Source organism: Paraburkholderia sp. FW306-2-2C-D06C (genome assembly GCF_058781505.1).
This window is the reverse complement of sequence record NZ_JBYSWU010000012.1, coordinates 20,760-41,727: the sequence shown is the minus strand read 5'-3', so window position 1 is coordinate 41,727 and position 20,968 is coordinate 20,760. Positions and strand designations below refer to the sequence as shown.

At 59.0% G+C, this 20,968-nt stretch carries 17 protein-coding genes; 1 reads left to right on the top strand and 16 read right to left on the bottom strand.

Annotated features, from left to right (window positions below; genetic code table 11):
• Window positions 1–370 precede the first annotated feature (370 nt).
• The 3 genes from AC3WLT_RS11600 to AC3WLT_RS11590 form a co-directional block, all read right to left on the bottom strand.
• Complete coding sequence (locus tag AC3WLT_RS11600; protein ID WP_154566904.1) at window positions 371–1,444, bottom strand: porin; 1,074 nt, start codon at window positions 1,442–1,444, stop codon at window positions 371–373.
• A gap of 187 nt (window positions 1,445–1,631) precedes the next feature.
• A complete protein-coding gene (locus AC3WLT_RS11595; RefSeq protein ID WP_154566903.1) occupies window positions 1,632–3,074 on the bottom strand; it encodes an MFS transporter in 1,443 nt (480 codons plus the stop codon).
• Window positions 3,075–3,313: 239 nt separating this feature from the next.
• Window positions 3,314–4,237 carry a dihydrodipicolinate synthase family protein gene (locus AC3WLT_RS11590; protein WP_154566902.1) on the bottom strand — a complete coding sequence of 308 codons (924 nt, stop codon included), beginning with the start codon at window positions 4,235–4,237 and terminating at the stop codon, window positions 3,314–3,316.
• A gap of 182 nt (window positions 4,238–4,419) precedes the next feature.
• Here AC3WLT_RS11590 and AC3WLT_RS11585 point away from each other — a divergent pair, with 182 nt between their 5' ends.
• Complete coding sequence (locus AC3WLT_RS11585; protein ID WP_168435991.1) at window positions 4,420–5,364, top strand: LysR family transcriptional regulator; 945 nt, start codon at window positions 4,420–4,422, stop codon at window positions 5,362–5,364.
• A gap of 648 nt (window positions 5,365–6,012) precedes the next feature.
• Here the strand turns inward: AC3WLT_RS11585 and AC3WLT_RS11580 are convergent.
• The 13 genes from AC3WLT_RS11580 to AC3WLT_RS11520 all read right to left on the bottom strand — a co-directional run bounded on the left by AC3WLT_RS11580 (window position 6,013) and on the right by AC3WLT_RS11520 (window position 20,234).
• Window positions 6,013–6,963, bottom strand: a complete 951-nt coding sequence (locus AC3WLT_RS11580; RefSeq protein WP_154566900.1) for a LysR family transcriptional regulator — start codon at window positions 6,961–6,963, stop codon at window positions 6,013–6,015.
• Between the two features lie 376 nt (window positions 6,964–7,339).
• Window positions 7,340–8,683: an NAD(P)/FAD-dependent oxidoreductase gene (locus AC3WLT_RS11575; RefSeq protein WP_166618352.1), complete on the bottom strand. Its 1,344-nt coding sequence runs from the start codon at window positions 8,681–8,683 to the stop codon at window positions 7,340–7,342.
• 76 nt (window positions 8,684–8,759) lie between these two features.
• The gene (locus AC3WLT_RS11570) at window positions 8,760–9,422 is read right to left on the bottom strand and encodes an amino acid ABC transporter permease (protein ID WP_154566898.1); all 663 of its coding nucleotides are present in this window, start codon (window positions 9,420–9,422) and stop codon (window positions 8,760–8,762) included.
• A gap of 11 nt (window positions 9,423–9,433) precedes the next feature.
• Window positions 9,434–10,105 carry an amino acid ABC transporter permease gene (locus tag AC3WLT_RS11565; protein WP_492591982.1) on the bottom strand — a complete coding sequence of 224 codons (672 nt, stop codon included), beginning with the start codon at window positions 10,103–10,105 and terminating at the stop codon, window positions 9,434–9,436.
• Between the two features lie 9 nt (window positions 10,106–10,114).
• A complete protein-coding gene (locus tag AC3WLT_RS11560; RefSeq protein ID WP_233465179.1) occupies window positions 10,115–10,816 on the bottom strand; it encodes an amino acid ABC transporter ATP-binding protein in 702 nt (233 codons plus the stop codon).
• Between the two features lie 311 nt (window positions 10,817–11,127).
• The gene (locus tag AC3WLT_RS11555) at window positions 11,128–11,982 is read right to left on the bottom strand and encodes a substrate-binding periplasmic protein (protein ID WP_154566895.1); all 855 of its coding nucleotides are present in this window, start codon (window positions 11,980–11,982) and stop codon (window positions 11,128–11,130) included.
• An 81-nt stretch (window positions 11,983–12,063) separates the two neighbouring features.
• Window positions 12,064–13,215: a porin gene (locus AC3WLT_RS11550; RefSeq protein ID WP_492591981.1), complete on the bottom strand. Its 1,152-nt coding sequence runs from the start codon at window positions 13,213–13,215 to the stop codon at window positions 12,064–12,066.
• Window positions 13,216–13,362: 147 nt separating this feature from the next.
• Window positions 13,363–13,755: a Rid family hydrolase gene (locus tag AC3WLT_RS11545; protein ID WP_154564408.1), complete on the bottom strand. Its 393-nt coding sequence runs from the start codon at window positions 13,753–13,755 to the stop codon at window positions 13,363–13,365.
• A 139-nt stretch (window positions 13,756–13,894) separates the two neighbouring features.
• Complete coding sequence (locus AC3WLT_RS11540; protein WP_154564410.1) at window positions 13,895–14,620, bottom strand: SDR family NAD(P)-dependent oxidoreductase; 726 nt, start codon at window positions 14,618–14,620, stop codon at window positions 13,895–13,897.
• 19 nt (window positions 14,621–14,639) lie between these two features.
• Window positions 14,640–15,935, bottom strand: coding sequence for a flavin-containing monooxygenase (locus AC3WLT_RS11535; RefSeq protein ID WP_154564412.1), 1,296 nt, complete (start codon window positions 15,933–15,935; stop codon window positions 14,640–14,642).
• A 461-nt stretch (window positions 15,936–16,396) separates the two neighbouring features.
• The gene (locus AC3WLT_RS11530; RefSeq protein ID WP_154564414.1) at window positions 16,397–17,191 is read right to left on the bottom strand and encodes an aspartate/glutamate racemase family protein; all 795 of its coding nucleotides are present in this window, start codon (window positions 17,189–17,191) and stop codon (window positions 16,397–16,399) included.
• Window positions 17,192–17,304: 113 nt separating this feature from the next.
• Window positions 17,305–18,657, bottom strand: a complete 1,353-nt coding sequence (locus tag AC3WLT_RS11525; protein ID WP_154564416.1) for an MFS transporter — start codon at window positions 18,655–18,657, stop codon at window positions 17,305–17,307.
• 281 nt (window positions 18,658–18,938) lie between these two features.
• Window positions 18,939–20,234, bottom strand: coding sequence for a flavin-containing monooxygenase (locus tag AC3WLT_RS11520; RefSeq protein ID WP_154564418.1), 1,296 nt, complete (start codon window positions 20,232–20,234; stop codon window positions 18,939–18,941).
• Window positions 20,235–20,968: the final 734 nt, after the last annotated feature.

Sequence of the window (20,968 nt, the reverse complement as noted above, 5' to 3'; positions counted from 1 at the left end):
CCTCGCCCAGCGCAACCTCGGTGAATGGCCGCGGCCGAGCAGGTACCACCGCCTCTTGTCGATCCATCTCGGTCGTACGATCGGGACGACGGTCTGCGGCTGCTTGCGAGGTACAACGGTCGCTGAAAGCAAGGACGGATCGCGACGACTCGGCGATGGTACAGTTGATCAACCCGCCTTCTTTGAGGCTACCAATGCCTAAGGAGCTGCGTCCTTGATAACGGGGGCTATCGACGGTGGCCTCCCGCTAGGAGTCGTCAATAATGGGTATCAAAATCGGTGGCTCGACAGCTATATGACCGGCCCGTAACCGGTCTGCGTCGCCGAGCTTTTCAGAGACAGGAATCGACGACAAAAGGGCGAACGCTTCCTAGAACGTGTGCCGAATGCCGACGGCAAATGTGTTGCCGATGGGATGGCCGCTCAGCTTGTCGATAGAGTAAATTGCGTAAATGTCCGTCCGCTTGGACAGCAGATGGTCGTAACCGAGAGCGGCAGTGTTGCGAAGGCTGTTGGTCGTATGCGTAGGTCCGGACCGTTGCGTACGCGCCCACTCTGCGAGCAAGAAGTCGGCAGGTGAGAAGGGGATCGACAAACCCGCCTCGTAGGTGTGGCTGCCCGTAGGGGTACTGACGTCACTTGTCATCGCCCACGCCCCGTAGAGCGTTACGACCTTGAAGTCGTATGCTGCGCCCGCGAGGTAGGCGTACTGCGCGCCTACGGGCCCTGCTGCGGTGTACCGCACGCGCTGGCCGGACAGCACTGCCGTGAGACCGTGAGCTTGGTAATTGAAGTGAAAGCCGAGATTAGCGATGCCAGGCGAACCCGCAACGCCACCAAGCCCGTAGATTACGGTTGCACCGAAACCCTTGAAGTTCGGAGTCGTGTACTTGGCGGTGTTATTCCACACCGTATCTCCAATGATCGTGCCCCCATAGTTGGCCACGAATGTCTGGACGACGAGCGGAGAGAAGACGACAGATGATCCTAATGGATTGACGAGAGATTCTGCCGTATAGGTCGGATTTCTATGCCGCCCGAGGGTCAATTGGCCGTAGTCGCCTGCGAAGCCCACGTACGCATTGCGTGACCAGAATGGGTCCGTTGCACTGCGACCCAGCGCGCCGTTTTGGGGTTGGAAGAAGCTCTCAAGAGCGAAGATGGCGCTGACGCCGCCGCCAAGATCTTCCTTGCCGCCAATTCCCCAGAACGAAGTGGTGAGCCCACCGCTCCCCATTAGCACCGTGGATTGCGGCGTGTCGCTACGTTTGACACTCCCGACATAGGTGCCGACGATCCCATAAAGTTGAACCTGGGAGGCGCTATCTGCGTGTGCGCCGGCAGAAGTCAAGGCTAGGACGGAGCAGAGAATTGTCGGGACTCCAAGCGTGCCGACGACTTTCCGCAAAGGAGGGCAGACCATTATCCGTTGTGCCTTTTTCATTTCGGTTGTCTCCATTCATATTTTTGTGAGCGACCTTTTCCGCGCCATCCACTAAGTACTACTGATTGGATACCGTGGAGCGTTGGCGCTTGTTGCGGACATGTCGCTGAAGCTAACGGTGCGACGAGCGAGGAAGCCCCTTCTCCTGAGTCATATCAGGAGAAGGAGCCGATAGGGAGGCGAGTGGCTACGGGGAGATCTCTTCGAGCGCGCGATTGGTCGTCTCCACCATGCGCGCAGCGACGAAGAAGCCCACTGCGCTAACCACAGCAAACATGATGAATACCGCAGCGATGCCTTTTGCTGTTAATACGACGCCGACGATCGCTGGCGCAGCAGCAGACGCCGCTCGCAACCAGGAAGTCGCGAGACCAGTACCGATGGCGCGCATCCGGGTCGGATAGATTTCAGGGGTGTAAAGGTACAGAAGGACCGTTGCGGTTGCCATCACAGCATAGGCCGACGATCCCAGGAACATCACAGACCATGCGCTGCCAGCGCCATTAATGCCCAAAACTGCGAGCAGGACTCCACTGATGACGAAGCAAGCCATTGCCCAGCGGCGGCGCCCGACTCGATCAATCAGCAACGCGCAAGCCAGCACGCCGCACGTACTCAGGACGTTCGAGATGGACGCCATGTGAAGCGACTCTTGCAGAGGCAGATGGTAGACCGTCCTGTAGAGACTCGGCAGCCAGTTGTTGATGCCATTGGCGATGAAATAAGAGCTCGCCCAAAGCAACCACACGACAACGGTGCGACCTCTGTAGAACGGTGAGAAAAGCTCCTTCCACGTTCCCTTCTGCTTCGACTGGAGTCCGCTCAGAAGGCCAACCACGCGCTCGTCGACCTCGGCCTTTTGCGTCTGGGCATCAAGGGTGCGCTTCGTCGTGCTTGCCTCCAGCCGCTCGATGATGCGTTCAGCTTTATCGAAACGCCCACGTGAAATGAGCCAGCGCGGCGATTCTGGAAGGCGCGCGATCAGGATCGTTACGGCGATGCCGGGAATGCCGCCGATCAGAAACATATATTCCCAACCGAAGCGGGGGACGATGAAAGCGCCGAGCTGCGCGGCCGCGAGGAGACCCAGTGGGAAAATGAGTTCGTACAGGATAAAGAAACGTCCTCGGCCATGCGCTTGAGACAGCTCGTTGATGTACGTGGCCGCCACAGGCACTTCTCCCCCTACGCCGATGCCTTGCAGGAAGCGCATCAAAAACAGCATATGCAAGCTGCCGGTGAAGGCGCATACAACGCTCATTGCCGACATGACACCGACAGTTATTGTGGCGCTCGGCACCCGCCCAAGGCGCTCGGCCAACCAACCGAAAACCAACGCGCCTACGACTTGACCAAGATAGCCAGCGGCGATCAGCACACCGATCTTCGCGGGAGAAAGATGCCAGAGACCCACTAGTACAGGCAGTACAAAAGCAAGTGAAAGTGCGTCGAATGCGTCAAAGAGGGTCGCGCTGCCCATGACGATACGTGCCTTGGTGTGCCACTTGCAGAACGGCACGTTCTCGATGCGGAACAGCAGGTTCGCCGCACGCAATTGCTCGCTCACGGGGCGCGCTTCGCTCGGGGATTGACCAAGGTCGACGCCGTAGGCGGTGGAAAGGGTGTTCATGCTGTCTCCTGAAAAGCTGCATTTTATGGGCCCTCGGTTTTCTTCTTGTTTTGAAGCATCGAATCGCTTTTCTTTCTTATTGTGTCGCGCCGTCGAAGCTTTTTCGGTCGTTTCCCGATCCCGTTATGGGCGACGCGCGGCGCGAGGTTTCGCGGGCCGCCGTTACTGCTCAACGCTGACAGCGAAGCGGGGCGGCGCTTCGCTATCGTCGTAACGGCTTTTGGTTCGCCGCTCCCGCGTCAGTCGACGAGGCCCGCCGAACGAAGCGCGTCTGCGATCTCGACGTCCGCGCCTTCCGCGAGCGGCAGCAACGGCGAGCGCACCGTGGCGTGCTCGAGGATCCCGCGGGCCACGAGGCCATGCTTGAGTGCAACGGTGCCTTCCATGTGCGAGCCACGGTGGTACACATTGCGCGTCACGGGCAGCAGGCGATCATGGATCGCGCGAGCGGCCTGGTAGTCTTTCGCCTTGCCCGCTTTGATCAGTTCGATGAGTGGCTCGGGAGCGAGGCTGCCGTAGCCGACGAGCGCGCCGTCGACGTCAAACATCGTATGGAGCAGATACTCGTCGTGGCAGGTCAGGATTTGCAGTTCCGGACGCTCGCGACGGATGATGGGAATCTCAACGTCCCAGCGACGCATGTTGCGCACGCCGTTTTTCATGGCAAAGACGCCCGGTTGTGCGGCGATTTCCAACTGCGTTTCGAGGTTGTAGGTCGCCTTGGTGGCATCCGGGTACTGGAACAGGATGAGCGGCAGGCCGCTGCCTTCGTAGATAGCGCGGTAGCGGTCTTGCGGTGCGCCCTTCTGGTAACCGAAGCGCAGCCAGCCGTGAGACGGATACACCAGACCTGCCGACGCGCCGGCCTCGACCGCGCGCTTCGCCTCTTCCACCGCCACTTCCGTGCCTTCGAGCGTGATACCGGCGATGACCGGGATCTTGCCGTCAACGGACTTCACGAAGCTCTGGATGACTTGAGCCTGTTCTTTCTGCGTGAGGAACGTGCCTTCGCCAGCGTGGCCGAGAACCGTCAGACCTTTAACGCCCTCGATGCTGCCGAGCCAGGAACCCAGCCGTTGAATTGCTGCGTGGTCCACCGCTCCCTCGCGGGTGAAGGGGGTTATGGGTGCCGGGACCAAACCGCGTAGATCGATCGTTTTCATGACGTCTCCAAATGTGAGCTTTTCCGCTCCTCTTTCCGAGAGGAGAGCCCGCTGCTCGTTTCGCATCAAGCTGGAACAACGGTGCATGCGTTGCAGTGTAGGGAGGGACGACTCATGCGGGAACTGCGAAACGGTACATTTCAGATATACTGATCTGACATATCTCGTTGGGGGGCCTTGCGGTGGACTACGCTGCCTGGAAGTTATTCATCGATGCCGCGGAACTCGGGAGTTTGAGCAAGGCTGCCGTTGCTTATGGGACAAGTCAGCCTCACATCAGCCGCCAGATTGTTGAGCTCGAGCAATACTGCGGTGGCCGTTTGTTTCAGCGGACCGGGCGAGGGGTGGTATTGACCGAGCTGGGGGCGCGTATCGCCCCGCGCGTAAGGACGTGGCTTGCGAGTACGGAGCAATTGTCAAACGACATCCGCAGTACTGCGGGAGAGCCGATCGGCGTTGTCAGAATTGGAATCCTGCCCTCAACTGCCCATCCGCTTGTCAGCACGCTTTACCACCGCCTTCGAGAGCGTTATCCCCTAGTGCAACTACAGGTGCGCGAAGGTCAAGGTGCGTTGCTGGAAACGTGGCTGGAACACGGTAATGTTGATCTCGCAATCCTTTTTCGAAACAGCCCGACGCCGAGAAATGGTGACGAGTATCTGGTTGAGGCGGCGACCTACCTGGTCAGCGCAGAAGGCGATCCTTTGACAAAGCAATCCGCAATTGCTTTTTCAAAGCTCGACGGGATTCCATTGGTCTCTTTCTGCCGCCCCAACAGCTGGCGCGACCGGCTCGAACAAATTGCTGGTGAACAACGGGTCTCCCTTAACTTCGCGGCAGAAGCCGACTCTTTGAGTCTACAGGCGCATATCGTGGCAGATGGCGGAATCTATGCGTTGCTTGGACCTTACGCGATTGCCAATCTTGAAAAGGAATGTCGGTTGCAGTCGTCGATGGTGGTCGACCCTCCAGTGCCTCGCTTCATTGCGCTTGCTATGTCTCCCCACGGCGAAATGACGCTCGCTTGCCGCACAGTCATGCAGTTCACTAAGGAGATAGCGCGTTCGCGGAACCTCTCATCCGACCTCCAACCGGGCGTGTCCGCAGCCTTCCTGCGATCGATTTGAAGGGTTGAAGTGCAACGGCGAAACGCGTCGACGTTGAAAGGATCGCACCGCGCCGGGCTCAACGAGGGCAACGGCCGCAAGGACCGGGCAATGTCCGGTGGCCCTTTCACAGGTGAAAAAGCGCGGTGCCCCGTCACCAGAAACCGCACCATTGATAATCGCATTATCAGGGCGTGGTGCACCCGATCTTCGGGCGACTCCTACGTGGATGTACCGGCCATCCAGACGTCTCGTTACGGCGGCTGGCGAGTGTCAACTCGTGGCCGATCGCTGCCTCATGCAAATCGCATGGACTGCTTGGAATCTCGCATCGTCGCGATCGGCAGCACGCGACCCGTTGCGGCCGGTCACGCCTTGATAGCGCCAACGTCCGATAACTGGGTGAAGCGGTCCAGCTACAACTGCCCACAGGTAATACTTCGGCCAAAGTAACGGCACATCTAGTGATGGGACATCCCGTTTAATCTGGCGCCCTCACCGAACAACGAAGTCGGAGGATACTAATGATCCCGTAGAGCACGCTGTCCGATATGGCTTCACGCGATAGTGGGTCAACTGGTGGCTGTTAACGATGAAAAATCCGGGGGGCCGTCGCGATGAAACAGGAACCCTGCTATCACGTATAAGCTTTTTTCCGCCAACATCGAACTAATCTGGTGGCGGCTCCGCCTGATGCTCAGAGTCGAGATGCCCATACGCACGCTGCACTCGTGCGAGATGTTCCCGCATCAATTGCAGGAGAACGCGCGTGGCCGCCGACAGCGGTGCATCGTAACGATGAATGAACGCGAACACTTCGAAAAGCGGCGGATCGATGGGTGTCCAACCCAATTTCTTCTCATAGCCAAGACGGTGGAGTATAGGTCGCGAAGCGATCACATCGCCCAGGCCTCGCGCAGCCAGTTCAAACCCGGTCGACTGATGATCGACCTCGATGATCGGGTTCAGAATCACGCCCGCCTTTTGCGCGCGAGCGTTCAGCGTCGATCTGATCGAGTCCGATGAACTCCACTTCGCTTCGGTAAGAATAAGCGGCGCTGCCGCGAGGTCTTCAATCGTCTTCGGTCCCTGCAAGCGAGCCGGGTCAGCGCTGATATAGCCCACTCGTGCCGACCACACAGGCTCGCTAACAGCGAGATTACGCTGGGTGAGCGGAATCATGACCAGACCCGCCTCAAGCTCACCGTGGCTGACGGCGTCCGCCACTTCGGACGAGTTGTTGCCGGTAATCTTCAACTTCATGTCGGGATGCCGCGAACGAAATTCCTCGATCAGATCCGCCAGAAAGTAGTGATGCGCCGTGCCGAAGGTGCCGAAGCTCGCAACACCGCCCTTCAGGTCCCGCACCGACTGGACCGCTTCGTAGCCTTGTCTCGAAGCGGTCGTTGCAGCCAGAGCGAAAGGCTGCAAGCCGCGGCCGGCCTCAGTCAGCATCAGCTTGCGATTGGTGCGGATGAAGAGTGTCGTACCGACCGACTCCTCCAGCCGGATGATCTGATCGGAGAGCGTCGGCTGCGCGACGTTGAGTTGTTCAGCCGCCTTCGAGAGCGTGCCATGCTCGATCGCCGCGAGAAAATAATGGAGTTGCTGTAGTGTCATCGCGCACTCTCGAAAGAGTCGTCCTTCTGAAGGAAGGTTGGAATGTCGTGTCGGCTGGACAGGGCCAGCGAACCGGTCGGTCGTGTACCCATGCGAACCGAAGCGCCTCAGTGACGCACTGGTCAGGCCCGGCGTATATCATTGTGCGCGCTATTTTAATGCTTCAATGCGGTGAACAGAATTCACCGGTTGACCGTTAGTGCTCCGCAAGCAGGCGACTCCCTATCTTTCGATCGGCAAAGTCTGCCAGCGCATCGTGAAGCTGACTGAAAACGCGTGGCCTTTTATTGGTTCGTTTTGCGTTCCGGGTGCTCACATCGGCACTGCGGCCAGTTCGATACAGATCACGCAGCGCGACGTGGCGGCTCGCCGCGAATCAATAAGGCGGCGGTCTCAAGCCATCGCGCCTCGCGGCCCGTTGATCTGCAAATCGCAGATACGGCAGCATGATCCGCATTGCCGCTTTCATCAGTTGTGGCGCGTTCCCACGAGATTCGAGTGGCAGCGTGAGCGCTTCAGGCGGCGTGCCCGTCGCCCAGTCGGCCAGCACTTTGCCCACCACCGTGCCGGTGGCTACGCCGCGCCCGGAATACCCGTTCATGGCGGCCACTCCCGGTGCTAGCCCGAACAATCTTGGGAATAGCCTCGGTTGCATGTCGAGGCGCCCATGCCAGTAATTCTCCCAGCGCAACTCCAACAACTGCGGCAATAACCAGCGAAAGCGCGTGGTGAGGAGTTCCTTCGTATAGTCTTCGTCGCCGCCCCGGCGCCCTTCCAGCATGATCGAAGTGATCAGCCGGCCGTCACGGTCCAGTCGATAACTCGCCGGATCATGGCGGGTTTCGAGAACCGTATTGCGGCGCGGCAGGATTTGGTTCTGCACCTCGATCGGAAGCGGCTGGCTGGCCAGTCCGATAATCGGCAGCAACGCGTAGGTTTTCTCCATGCCTTGCCAACAGGAAGGTGCAAGATAAGCACCACCTGCATAGATGACTTTGTCTGCCACGATCTGTCCATTCGGCGTGTCGACCCGCCATGCCGACCCCGCAGGCGCGATTTTCAGAGCAGGCGTTGCCGTATAGATGTCCCCGCCGAGTTCGATCAGCGTGCGCGCCAAGCCGCGGCAGTATGCGAGCGGATTGATATTTCCTCCTTCGGGATGAAACCATCCGCCGAAGTATCGCGGCGACCCCGTCAACTCTTCGACCTGGTGCGCAGTCAGCAGACGGGTCTGCTTGCCCAGTGCGTTGTAGTCAGCCACCTTCTTCTGTTGCGCCTGAAAAGCGGCCCTGCTGTGCGCGGCTTCGACGTAGCCACTCTGTATCGCATCACACTCAATGCCGTACTTGCGAATCAGTTCAAACAGGAAATTAGTGGAATCGCACTGCGCGCGGACCATTCGGGAGCCGAATGGCTCACCGATCATGCGCCGGAACTGCTCCAGTTCAAACGAGTGAAAGGTCGGCGTGCAGTGCCCGGAATTGCGGCCTGATGCGCCAAAGCCGGCCTCCTCTGCTTCGACTACGACAACCCTTCTGCCCCGCTCGGCAAGATGAATGCCTGCAGACAGCCCGGTAAAGCCCGCGCCGATGATGCAGACATCGGCGCTAACCGCCGAATTCAGCGACCCCGTTTCCGGTGCGGCGGGCGCAGTCTTGTACCAGATACTGTGTTGCAGAGGGTCGCCAATTCTTACGGTCCGACTTGCCAGGTTAGTCAATTTATTTCTTCTCTGGAGTTGAACAATCAAGTTCGAAAATTAAGGCGCGTTTCAGCACCTCCGTGCGCGTGCAGCGTCAATACGCGTAGCGCCGCAGCATCCTGGTCTCGACGACACCGACCAGACGCGTGAGCGGAAAGGCCACGAGAAAGTAAATCACACCGACAGCCGTCAGGAACTCCAGAGGACGCGCGGTGTTGTTCGAGATGTTCTGCCCGACGAACATCAGATCCGCGACGCCGACGCTCGAGATCAACGCGCTTTCCTTGAACAGACTGACGACGTTCGACAGCAATGGCGGCGTCGCCCGCAACAGGGTCTGCGGAAATATCACATACAGAACCTTGACCATCGGAGTAAGACCGAGTGCGGTCGATGCGTCGTGCTGTTCCCTTGCGATAGACCTCAACGCGCCGCGAAATGTCTCACTGGTGATCGCAATCATGTACAGCGTGAGAGAAAGCAGCACCGACATGGCTGGCGGAATTGATACTCGGAACAACACAGGCAGGCAGAAGTACACCCAGAACAACTGGATCAACAAAGGCGTGCCGCGAAAGAACTCGACGTACAACCCCGTCGCGCCTTTGACCACCTTGTTCGGCGACATTCTTAGCAGGCTCAGCACAAACCCGCCGAGGCTTCCTGCAATCGCGCATCCCAGCGTGAACGCGATCGTCAGGCCGAGTCCGCGAAGCAGCACACCTATGTAAGGGAGAACGACGGAAAGATGAGACATGATATTTTTCCTCAGCGCTGCATGGCAAGATCGTGACGGCGTTCGACCAGACGCACCATCTGTGAGATCGGAATGGACAGCGCGAAATAGATCAGCGCCACCAGCGTATAAGTCTCGAGCGGCCGGTACGCCTCGGTCGCGAGTTGGGTGCTCACGTACATCAGGTCGCCGACTGCAACGACAGCCACCAGAGCGCTTTGCTGAAGCGCACCAATCCCGTTGGTCATCAGGCTCGGGGTAGCCGTTCGCAACGCCTGCGGCAGCACGACGTACAAAGTACGCTGCCACGGACGAAGGCCGAGCGCGACGCATGCATCCAGATGCTCTTTCGGCACCGCCTGAATACCCGCACGATAAGCCTCGGCGTTAAATGCCGTGAGGTTCAGACCCAGCGCGATGATGCCGAGCGGAACCGGCGCGATGAAGAAGTCGAACATCATTGGGATGCAATAGAAGAACCAGACGATCTGCAATAACGCAGGCGTACATCGAAAGAACTCGATGAACATCTGCGCCGGCCAGCGCAAAAAACTCCAGCGGCTCATCGTCGTGAGGCACAGCAGAAATCCAAGCGTCAGTCCCAGCAGGTTCGACGCAACGGTGAGTTCGAGCGTGATCTTGATGCCGCTCAATAACGCGTCCACGTTCCCGTGAAGAAAACTGAAGTCGAAGTGGTAGCTCATCGTATGGCCTCAGTCGAGGTGTAGAACCTTTTCGAGGAACTCGCGCGTCCGCGCTTCCTTAGGCTGCTTGAACAATTGAATCGGCGGACCTTCTTCGACGATCGAACCATTCGCACAGAAAACGACCCGGGTTGCAATGTCGCGAGCAAAGTGCATGTCGTGCGTGACGATGATCATCGCCATCTTCTGCTCGGCCAGTTGCAGCATCACATTCTGGACTTCGACCACCATTTCCGGATCGAGCGCCGACGTCACTTCGTCAAATAGCATCAGCTTGGGTTCGAGCATCAAGGCGCGCGCAATCGCGACACGCTGCTTCTGACCGCCCGACAATTGACTCGGATACGCATTCAGCTTGCTCTCGAGTCCGAGTCGAGCGAGATACATTCTGGCCCGCTCCGTCGCCTCGGCTTTTGAAAGACCGCCAACCTTGACCGGCGCCAGAACCAGATTGCCCAATACCGATAGATGCGGAAATAACGTGTAGTGCTGGAACACCATGCCGATCTGCCGCTGCATCTTGCGATCGATCCGGCTAGGCTGGCCGCGTGCCGCACTATGGATATAACGCTTCCCCTGAAAGCCGATCTCGCCACCCTGAATGCCTTCCAGGCCCATCATGCAGCGAAGCAGCGAGCTTTTGCCGCTGCCGCTCGGACCAATGATCACCAGACGGTCGTCCGCACGCATGTCGAGCGTCATGCCATTCATCACGACCAGATTTTCGCCGTACGATTTGTAGACGTTTTTAAACTCGACGAAGTTCCGCGAGACGGGACGATCGTCGACCGCATTCGCCGCTCGTATGTCGAGCGCTATTTGGGCATTCATGAATGACATCTCCCACATTGGTTCAGCGTGGTGCCGCGTGTTGCGTTAGCGCTGCACTATTCAAAGATTTACCGGCTAGCAGGCGCCAACGGCATGACATGATCAGACGACCGGGGGTCGCCCTATTGCGCCGGCGGCACGTGTAAGCGTGCAACGCCGGGCTTTAAACGGTCAACGCAAACGCCGGCCGCTTATTTCTCCGACGCTACCGTGGCGTCGACCGCCTGCTTCGTCAGCTTGTCGAGCGCGCCCGAGCTACGCTGTTCTTCGATGTACTTGTTGAGCACAGCGACGTCGGCATCGGATATCTCCTTGTTCAGACCGAAGCAGGCCGGCTGGGGTACGAGCGCAGGGGCGGGCTGAAAACCGACAAGCGTGTCCGGATGCGCTGCGGTCACGATCATGTTGGTGGCGATATCGTCGGCCATCAGGTCAGCCCGTTTCGACAGCAACGCGAGCCGGGTTTCGTCCGAACCCGGAAGGCGCATGATGGTCGCCTTTTTCAATTCGGCAGTGGTCGCCTTGTCGGCGATCGAGCCGGACATCACGGCTATCGTCAGGTCGGCGTTATCCAGGTCCGCCATCGCTTTCGGCGCGGCTTTCAGCTTCGGGTTGTTCTTGTTGTACACAAACGTGACGCTCGAATTGGTCACCGGCGTGGAGAACCTGATCGCTTTCGCGCGCTCTTCCGTATAGCTGAGCGACATGGCCATGTCCCACTTGCCGGATTGCACACCGGCAATCATGTTGGGCCAGCTCGTATCGATGAATTCTGCCTTCACCTTCAGCACGTTTTGAGCGAAACCCCGGCAGATTTCAGTGAATACGCCGCTGTACTGTTGAGTTTTCGCGTCACGAATCACATACGGCGGAGTAATGCCGGCGCCGCAACGCAGTACGCCTCCCTGACGGACCTTTTGCCACGTGTTGCCCGCATCCACTTCCGCGTGAGCGGTGCTTTGCATGGAGAGTGTCGCGAACGCAAGTGCCGCGATGACGGTGCAACGCTTGAGCGGGTTGCTGCTGATTATCGACGAGGCTTTCATGATTGCTCCAGACTTAACGGATGTGCATGGATATTGGTTTGAGCGATGCAGTCAGGCCGCCCGATTGAGGCCTGGCGACCATCAAAACTTGTGAACGATGCCAACGCGCACGGCGACCTGTTTGTCCGTCGAGGACGCATTGCCGATCACGCCGTCGAAAATCGACGCGGGTTGCGATCCGCCTGCCGCGAGCTGGTAGGCGGCTGACACATAGGCCTCGGTACGCTTGCTCAGCTTGTAGTCCGCGAGCAGGTTGAATTGGTGGTATTTGGGTCGCTCAGCCGAATAGCCGAGATTGACGTTGGAGTACGTGTATCCGCCCACCAAGGTTGCAGCGTCGGTAAATGCATACGATCCCCACGCCTCGTAGTTATCGAACTTGACTGTCGACGTCGTGCCGTTGGCATCACCGAACTTCACGTTCGAGTAGTCGAGACCGATGTGCGCGCTGCCGATCGTATAGGTCCCGCCCACGCCGATGATCTGCTGCTTAGCCGGATTGCCCACGAAGCTCCACGGCCCGGACGCGCCCACCGCAGCACCTGTGGTATTGGCCAAATAGTCCCCGTCGGGAAAGAGGGTGGCCGGTTGTTTTGCATAGAAGTACGCCGCGGCGAGGTTCAGGCCACCTGTCTGGTAAGCCACCCCCGCGCTATACATGCCGATCTTGCTGGTACCTTCGGCGTTCGAGTTGCTGAGTCCCAGCACGCCGCCGAACGTGATGCCGTAAATATCCGGGCTTGCGTACTTAATCGAATTGTTCACGCGGAACGAGTTGGCCGAGTTGTCGATGTCACTCGCGTGCCATGCAAGGCCGCCCCAGGTTCCCGCCATCGTGACGCCTTGGAAGTAATCGACCACCGAATCGTACTGACGACCGAGTGTCACCGTACCGAACCGCGCATCGGACAAACCGACCCACGCCTGCCGGCCAAATTCCCGCCCACCCTGGCCCAGCGTTCCGTTGTTCAGGTTAAAGCCGTTCTCCAGTTTGAAGACTGCTTTGAGACCGCCGCCCAGATCTTCCTCTCCTTTCAGGCCCCAGCGGCTGCCATACATTCCGTCATACGTGCCGTCCTGCATCTTGAAGAGCTGCTTTCCGCCACTGTTGTTGGTGAAATCGAGACCTACGTCAATGACGCCATACAGTGTCACGGACGACGACTGCGCATGCGCAGCGCCGGATGCAACAACTGCTGCCGCGACCACGATCAGCTTGCGTTTGTAATTCACATCACTCTCCAAACCTTTCGAACTGCGCTGGTTATAGGTAACTTCTATATGCATCGGATACCGAACTATTTTTTCTACATCGGCAAATAAAACGATCGACTGTTTTGCCGCCTGCGTGAGACTCCGGGCGGTGCCCGGAGCATCCCGTTACTCGTCCGCGATTGCGTAGGTTTCGACTTCGACCTTCTGCCACGGACGCAACATGGAGTCGACCTGGACCAGCGTGCTCGCCGGCCGCACTGCATCGAAAGTTTCCAGATGGGCTTTGGCGACCGCTTCCGCGTCGTTGATATCGCGGACATATACGACCGTGCGAACTACGTCCGCGACGCTCATCTGAGCTTCGCCCAGCACTTTTTCGATCACGGCCATGATGGCGCGCGCCTGAGTATAGGCATCGCTCTTTTCGTGAACAGCCGGTGCGCAGGTGCCGGAAATGTGCAGGTGTGCGCCTACCTTGACGGCGCGGGAGTAGCCGAACACATTTTCGTAAGGACCACCCGACGGGATTTTTTGGCGGGCTGCGAGGGTCGAACTCATGAATGAACTCCAGTTAAAAAGAAAGCCGGTACAGAATTGAAAAATGGAATGGCCTGACGGATCGGCAACCCGCCGTCACAGCTCGTCACATCGAGCGAGCGGCGCGACCGGGACGTGACCAACGCGTGACCGACGCGGGTTAGCGCATGAAGATTCCGCCCGCGATACACACGGTCTCGCCGGTGATATACGACGGGTTGCCTGCAAGATTCCACGCCCACGTCGCAATTTCATCGACAGACGCCGCGCGTTTGAGCGGAATACTGGGGATCGCGGCCTCGATGCGGCCACCGCGCCGCGTACCTTCGGTATCCACCCAGCCCGGCGCGATCGCGTTGACCGTGATGCGGCTTTCGGCCAGTTCAATCGCGAGAGAGCGGGTCATCGCCACGACGGCCGCTTTCGACGCGCTGTACAACAACTGGTTGCGCGACACCGCGAAGGCGTCCACCGAAGCGAAGAACACCATCGCGCCACCTTCGTCCGCGCCGATATGCTTTGCACCAACGCGGGCGGCGTTGAGCGTGCCCAGCACGTTGACGTCGAAAATGCGGCGGTAAAGGGCGACGTCGTAGCTATCGAGCGACGACGTCGGGAAGATGCCCGCCGCGTTGACCACGGCTGCGAGCCGGGGCTTGCCGTCGAGAGCTTGCGCAACGCCTGCGGCCAACGAAGCTTCGTCAGTGATGTCGGCGACGACCGACGTGAGGTTCTGCTCCACGCCATGGGTCGACTCAGTGACATCGACTGCGACCACGTGCCAGCCTTCAGCAGCGAAGCGCAGCGCGGTTGCGCGTCCCATACCGGAATTAGCACCGGTGACCAGTACGCTTCTGGAGGCTGCCTGTTGATTGGGTGTTTGCATGTTCTTTCTCGTTTAAAGCTCAGGTGGTGATATCGGATTCGGTCTCGACCGCAATGGCGGGTTGCTGCGCAATGGCGTCGAGTTGCCGGGTAGTCTCATCGAGGTTCTGTTGCCACACACGCCGCACGATGTCGATGCGCGAGTCCGCCGTCTGCAGACCTGCAAAGCGCTCGGCCAGATCGTCGGTGCCCTGCTCGCGCTGCTTCATGAAGCGTGCAATCAGGCGGCTTTGCGTGCAGTACACCGGCCATTGCGCGCCGCGTGGCGCGGTAAGGCCCACGAAGTACAGCGATTCGAGCGTCGTCGGCAACGTCATCGCCGCCGTGCGCAACGGCACCCCGTCGCGCCACTCCAACAGCGATGTGTCGAGGAACGGCAGCGTCGTCTTGAAGCCTGTGGCCCACAGGATCGTGTCGAACTCGCCTTCCGTGCCGTCCGTGAACGTCACCCGCTTGCCGTCGATTGCGCGCAGACCTGGCGCGACCTTGATACGCCCGTGCTGAATCCAGTAAAGCAGCAGCGAGTTGACGACCGGTGGCTGCTTCTCGAGATCGTAGGTTTCCGGTGCGGGCATGCCGGGGTAATTCTCGTGCGTGCCGAATACCGTGTTGATCAGCGACATCGTCGCCATGTTCGCCAACTCCGGCGGCAGCGCGTTGAGCGCGGCCACTTCTCCACGCGGCACGCCGAAGAACGTTTTCGGCTGGAACACCTGACCGCAGCGCATCGCGATCGTCACGTCCATGCGGCTTTGCGCGGCATCCACCGCGAGATCGCAACCCGAGTTGCCGAAGCCCACCACCAGCACCCGTCCTTCGATCTCGCTGGTGTTGCGGTACGAGCCCGAATGGATCGACCGGCCCGTATAGCCTTTGCCCACCGCAGGGATGTTCTGGTCCCACAAGTGCCCGTTCGCGACGATCACGCCGGTGTAGTCACGCACCGCGCCGTCCGACAGCGTCACGCGCCAGCCGTCGCGGCCACGCTCGCCCAGCGGCTCGATGCGCTCGACGGCGGTCCGGAACGTGATCATCCGGTTCAGGCCGAAGGTCTCGGCGTAGCTGCACATGTAGGCTGCGATCAGCTCACGGCTCGGATACATCGGGTACGAAGCCGGCAACGGGAAGCCGTCGAAAAACGAACTGCTCTTCGGCGTGATCAAATGCAGCGCATCGTAGTCGTGATGCCAGTGGCCGCCGACCTGCTCGCCCTTTTCAAAACAGTCCACCGCGAAGCCTTCGTCGGTCAATGTCTTCAGCGCTGCCAGGCCCGCAGCACCCGCTCCAATTACGCAATAACGCGCCTGTTTCGACATCGTCTATCTCCGTCTTTCCGATCACGAGGCGGTATGCCTCGTACTGATCCGCATCAAGTTGAGGCCAGTATCGGAACGCCAAAAAGACTAGTGAAGTATCCCCAAACCGATGTTTCCCATAGCAATGTCCTATGGATGAATTTGAGTTTGCTGGGACAGATGGAACGACAAGCCCCCTGCACGTGGGCCGAGGCGAATAACAGCGCAACGTAGGATGAACAAAGCGCTGCGTTACATCGCTTTGTTCGATGTATGGATTACCCGTAGTCGCGTCGCGCGGCTTGTTTTTCGACGTGAAGCGCCTTGAAAAAAAACAATGGCGCTCGATGAAACTGAGCGCCATTGCTGTTCGATTAAAGTGAATTGAAGTCGGAGAGTCTGAAAACGTGCAGGCTATTGCCAGTTGGTTAGCGACGCAATTGCCCCCTTATCTCCATTGCAGAGACAACCTCGTTAATGACTCAGGCCGCCAACGGCCCGAGTGCAATACGCGCCTTTTCGATCTTGTCCGCGTCCGGATTCTGGAACGTCGGCCCCATTGATTTCGTGAAGCCAGTCGCCTTCGATACGCCGATCATCGCTTCGAGATATTTGATAGCGACGGTCGTCGAGTCCACGACGGGAATACCAGTGCCGGACACATGGGTGTAGCCCGCGCGACGAACCAACGGACCGTAGTAAGCGCAACCGACCAGGATCACATCGGCGCCCTCCGCAATGCACTCGCGCGCCACCGCTTCGAATCGCGCGATGAAGCCACTGTTCGGATCGGTGACGGCGCCAAGCAGCAAATCTCCATCGGACTCGGGTGAAATCGATCTGACCGGCCGGGCAATTGCGCGCTCGCGCAGGCCATACGCGAGAAGATCACGCTCGATGGCGACCGCCGTTTTCTGCGACACCGTGACGATGGCAAAGCGTCGCCCCATTGCGAGTGCCGCGAGCATCGACTGTTCACCGACCGATCCAACCGGAATCTTGAGAACCTCTCTGGCTTCCCAAAGCGCGTCATTCCAGCAGCCGAGAAACACGCCGTCGAAGCCGTCCTTCTCTGCCTGGATAGCCTGATCGAGCATGAGCACCGAATTCAGATGCTCGGCGTAAGAAGATCGGGTGAAATTCGCACTGCCCGTCGAAAACCGATATTCGATTTCGGTCCCCGGCGACACGATCGGCGCTATGGTCTGTTCGATCGTCGTCCACAACGGAGTCAGTGCAGACGTTCTGGTCGTCGGGTGAACCCAGCAAATTCGCATCTCAATATCCTTGTTTGAGCGTTGCTTATGGCACGGCGACCATTCGCTAGCCGCCGCACAGGTCCTTTTGATACCGTGATGAAGAAGCAAAGCTTCGGTTTACGGCTTTGCGATCACATTGGCAAAGGTTTGCCGGTCAAGTCCTTGACGAACTTCAGCGCGACGAGGCCGAGTACGGCGCCACCAATCATGTACCACGCAGGAATCAGCGGATTGCCGGTTCTGTGAATCAACCATGTATTGATGAGGGGTGCCGTGCCGCCGAGAAGCGAAACCGATACGTTGTAGCTGATAGCGAGGCCACTGTATCGAACCGGGGCTCTGAAGAGAGAAGTCAGTGTCGCCGGCATCGCGCCTTCGAACATCAATTGCGCCAGCACCAGTGTCATCAGCGCACCGAAAATCACCATCACGCTGGAGCTTTTCATCAACATGAAGGCCGGAATAGCACCGACGATAATCAGGAGGCATCCGAAGCGAATCATCTTCACGCCACCGAAGCGATCGGACAGCATTCCCGCAAACGGTATCAGAGCCAGCATCACCAGCGTGGCGACCATTGCCAGCAGATTGCCGAATTCGACGGGATGCCCCGCGACATCCGACAGATAGCCAGGCAGGTAGCCGAGCGCGACATAGTAGGTAATGTTGAAGACTGCCGTCAGCCCCGCGCATTTGAGAAGCTGCGGCCACTCCGCGATCAGCAGTTGCACGAGACTGCGCTTCTGCGCGAGCCCTTTCTGATGCGACTCGTTCTCCTGCATTTGACGGAACACCGGCGATTCATCGACATTCAGCCGCAGATAGAGCGCAACCAGCCCGGCGAAGCCCGCAATCACGAACGGAATGCGCCATCCCCATGCAGCCATGCTCTCGGTGCCCAACGAGAAAGTCAGCACATTCACGACTGCGCCGCCAATCAGAAAGCCGGAGATGTTGCCGAATTCGAGCCAGCTCGTCATGAAAGAACGCTTCGCGTCAGGAGCATGCTCGGCAATGAACGTACACGAACCGCCATATTCACCGCCCGTCGACAAACCTTGCAGCATCCGGATGCACAGCAGAAGAATGGGAGCCGCGATGCCGATCCTGTCGTAGCCCGGCAGAAAAGCGATACAGAACGTCGCGACCGACATCAGCGTGATGCTGAGCGTGAGCGCGGTTCTACGTCCGTAACGGTCGCCGATCGGACCGAATACCAGACTGCCGATTGGGCGGATCAGAAAGCCGGCAGCAAACGTGGCGTAGATCGACAGCAACTGCGTTGCATGATCCTGGTTTCTGAAGAACACGTGGCCGATGATGGTCGCCAGCGAAGAGTACAGCGCGAAGTCGAACCACTCGATCATGTTGCCGCAGGTCACGCCGATCACGGCGCGTCGCAACGAGGACGTGTCCGTGTGCGCGCCTTGCGGCGATGCGTTGAAACCATGAATGTCGTTAGTCGACAAGCTTTTCGTAACCATTTGAACCTCTCTCAACTTCTGTCCACAGGTAGGGTCGGAGAGGCGCGCATCTCACGCGCCTGCCGGCAAATGTCGGCGACCACGGCAGTGTCGTTCAGGATTGCGGCAATGGGCGGCTCTCACGTTCGCCGCAACAAACCTGCCCGCCATCCTTCCCGACGTCCGACGCGGTAGCGCGCCCCTTTCAAAAACTGGCGTCCGTCAATTGCACGCTCTTCTATACGGCGACCCGTTGGTTGAGTGTCTCCAACTTTTTATCACGCCCTTATTCCGGCGCGTTGTCAGACCACGAAATCGGATTCGGTCTCGACCGCAATGGCGGGTTGCTGCGCAATGGCGTCGAGTTGCCGGGTAGTCTCATCGAGGTTCTGTTGCCACACACGCCGCACGATGTCGATGCGCGAGTCCGCCGTCTGCAGACCTGCAAAGCGCTCGGCCAGATCGTCGGTGCCCTGCTCGCGCTGCTTCATGAAGCGTGCAATCAGGCGGCTTTGCGTGCAGTACACCGGCCATTGCGCGCCGCGTGGCGCGGTAAGGCCCACGAAGTACAGCGATTCGAGCGTCGTCGGCAACGTCATCGCCGCCGTGCGCAACGGCACCCCGTCGCGCCACTCCAACAGCGATGTGTCGAGGAACGGCAGCGTCGTCTTGAAGCCTGTGGCCCACAGGATCGTGTCGAACTCGCCTTCCGTGCCGTCCGTGAACGTCACCCGCTTGCCGTCGATTGCGCGCAGACCTGGCGCGACCTTGATACGCCCGTGCTGAATCCAGTAAAGCAGCAGCGAGTTGACGACCGGTGGCTGCTTCTCGAGATCGTAGGTTTCCGGTGCGGGCATGCCGGGGTAATTCTCGTGCGTGCCGAATACCGTGTTGATCAGCGACATCGTCGCCATGTTCGCCAACTCCGGCGGCAGCGCGTTGAGCGCGGCCACTTCTCCACGCGGCACGCCGAAGAACGTTTTCGGCTGGAACACCTGACCGCAGCGCATCGCGATCGTCACGTCCATGCGGCTTTGCGCGGCATCCACCGCGAGATCGCAACCCGAGTTGCCGAAGCCCACCACCAGCACCCGTCCTTCGATCTCGCTGGTGTTGCGGTACGAGCCCGAATGGATCGACCGGCCCGTATAGCCTTTGCCCACCGCAGGGATGTTCTGGTCCCACAAGTGCCCGTTCGCGACGATCACGCCGGTGTAGTCACGCACCGCGCCGTCCGACAGCGTCACGCGCCAGCCGTCGCGGCCACGCTCGCCCAGCGGCTCGATGCGCTCGACGGCGGTCCGGAACGTGATCATCCGGTTCAGGCCGAAGGTCTCGGCGTAGCTGCACATGTAGGCTGCGATCAGCTCACGGCTCGGATACATCGGGTACGAAGCCGGCAACGGGAAGCCGTCGAAAAACGAACTGCTCTTCGGCGTGATCAAATGCAGCGCATCGTAGTCGTGATGCCAGTGGCCGCCGACCTGCTCGCCCTTTTCAAAACAGTCCACCGCGAAGCCTTCGTCGGTCAATGTCTTCAGCGCTGCCAGGCCCGCAGCACCCGCTCCAATTACGCAATAACGCGCCTGTTTCGACATCGTCTATCTCCGTCTTTCCGATCACGAGGCGGTATGCCTCGTACTGATCCGCATCAAGTTGAAGCCAGTATCGGAACGCCAAAAAGACTAGTGAAGTATCCCCGCGCTGGTGCGTCCCATAGACGCATGCTATGGGAGAGCGGTAGACCTGATTCGATCAGACGGCGAAGTCACATCGTAAAAAACTGGTCTGAGTATGACACCGCAACGGGGGAGCGACATCTCCGTTCTGCGCGTGAGGATTCAAGGCGCGTAGCGTTACCGCTCTCCTGAGCCGAAAAGCTGGGCTCCAGGCAGGCAGCAAACGCAGCGGTTTTCGCCGGAAAAGGTCACCTGCCGGGTATCTGCTCAATCGTCGTTTCGTCCCGCGTCCGCGCCCCGAAACTGTGCAAAATGTCAGTGCTCTGCGAGCGGCCGTCGCGCTGGCGCGGTCGCTATAAGTGAGCGGATCGCAGTACTCGTTCTCTCGCAACGACATCTGACTTCTGAACCAACTACAGCGCGAACGGCGGCAATGTGCCTATGAATCGCCTCACCGCAGCAGATACTCCAACGGCAGCAAAAGCCGATGAAGGAGCGTTCGTCTTTGATAATCAGATGACCGCTTAGGGAGCGGACCCGACGCCTGAATGTCCGACTGACGACCCATTCGAACGGCGGTTTGTGGCCGAACCCGGAAGCCTGCTACCGCGTGCTGTCGACTGCGGGCCGTAGCCGGCACCGTAAAAAGTCCT

Bases quoted from the DNA above. Each gene is read 5' to 3' on its own strand.
- AC3WLT_RS11530 (WP_154564414.1), bottom strand. From the start codon at position 17,191: ATGCGAATTTGCTGGGTTCACCCGACGACCAGAACGTCTGCACTGACT.
- AC3WLT_RS11590 (WP_154566902.1), bottom strand. From the start codon at position 4,237: ATGAAAACGATCGATCTACGCGGTTTGGTCCCGGCACCCATAACCCCC.
- AC3WLT_RS11565 (WP_492591982.1), bottom strand. From the start codon at position 10,105: ATGAGCTACCACTTCGACTTCAGTTTTCTTCACGGGAACGTGGACGCG.
- AC3WLT_RS11595 (WP_154566903.1), bottom strand. From the start codon at position 3,074: ATGAACACCCTTTCCACCGCCTACGGCGTCGACCTTGGTCAATCCCCG.
- AC3WLT_RS11535 (WP_154564412.1), bottom strand. From the start codon at position 15,935: ATGTCGAAACAGGCGCGTTATTGCGTAATTGGAGCGGGTGCTGCGGGC.
- AC3WLT_RS11525 (WP_154564416.1), bottom strand. From the start codon at position 18,657: ATGGTTACGAAAAGCTTGTCGACTAACGACATTCATGGTTTCAACGCA.
- AC3WLT_RS11555 (WP_154566895.1), bottom strand. From the start codon at position 11,982: ATGAAAGCCTCGTCGATAATCAGCAGCAACCCGCTCAAGCGTTGCACC.
- AC3WLT_RS11570 (WP_154566898.1), bottom strand. From the start codon at position 9,422: ATGTCTCATCTTTCCGTCGTTCTCCCTTACATAGGTGTGCTGCTTCGC.
- AC3WLT_RS11560 (WP_233465179.1), bottom strand. From the start codon at position 10,816: ATGAATGGCATGACGCTCGACATGCGTGCGGACGACCGTCTGGTGATC.
- AC3WLT_RS11580 (WP_154566900.1), bottom strand. From the start codon at position 6,963: ATGACACTACAGCAACTCCATTATTTTCTCGCGGCGATCGAGCATGGC.
- AC3WLT_RS11520 (WP_154564418.1), bottom strand. From the start codon at position 20,234: ATGTCGAAACAGGCGCGTTATTGCGTAATTGGAGCGGGTGCTGCGGGC.
- AC3WLT_RS11540 (WP_154564410.1), bottom strand. From the start codon at position 14,620: ATGCAAACACCCAATCAACAGGCAGCCTCCAGAAGCGTACTGGTCACC.
- AC3WLT_RS11600 (WP_154566904.1), bottom strand. From the start codon at position 1,444: ATGAAAAAGGCACAACGGATAATGGTCTGCCCTCCTTTGCGGAAAGTC.
- AC3WLT_RS11545 (WP_154564408.1), bottom strand. From the start codon at position 13,755: ATGAGTTCGACCCTCGCAGCCCGCCAAAAAATCCCGTCGGGTGGTCCT.